The sequence below is a fragment of the Vibrio sp. 704 genome (assembly GCF_033339295.1).
In genome coordinates, this window is record NZ_JAWOUH010000667.1 from 1 (window position 1) to 608 (window position 608).

General features: G+C 49.2%; 1 protein-coding gene. It reads right to left on the reverse strand.

Annotated features, from left to right (window positions below):
* Window positions 1–590: LysR family transcriptional regulator (locus R7R24_RS28405; protein WP_318120407.1), on the reverse strand; the 590-nt coding region annotated here is incomplete at its 3' end.
* Between the last annotated feature and the right edge of the window lie 18 nt (window positions 591–608).

The window sequence follows — 608 nt, forward strand, 5'->3', positions numbered from 1 at the left end:
AAACCATTCTCTTGTATCGACCCAAAATCTATCCACGGATGTTTGTTTAGTTCTCTCGGGTGGTGGATGGGGCCATGTTTTTCGATGTAGTTTGGCGACGCGAATGGGGTGTAACGAAATACGCCAAGCGTTTCTTTGCGCCAATCCAGCCCTTTGTGTTCACCTAGCCAGATAAACAAATCTGGATCGTGGTGTGTATCGGAAAAATCACTGGTGAGCTGGACTCTGACGTCAGGGTTCTCCGCCAGAAATTCATTGAGCACATCGCCTAACCAACTGCGAACTAACGCTGCGTGGCAAACGATATGTAGAGAGCCTGATACTTGATTATTTAAGCCTTGAAGCGCCTCATAACTTTCCTCGCTGAGCTCTAGGATCTGGCGGCTGTAGTCGGCAAAAATCTCCCCTGCGCGTGTCAGAATCAAGCGGTTGCCTTGTCGAGTCGTTAGCGCTTGGCCAAAGTCGGCTTCTAATTGTGCTAAGCGGCGGCTCACGGTGGATTTCGGCTGATTCAATGCTTTGGCGGCTGCGGTCAAACTTTTGTGTTGGTTAAGCGCATCAAAAGCACGAATTGATGCTAAGTCGTGCATATCTTACTCCTTACTGCG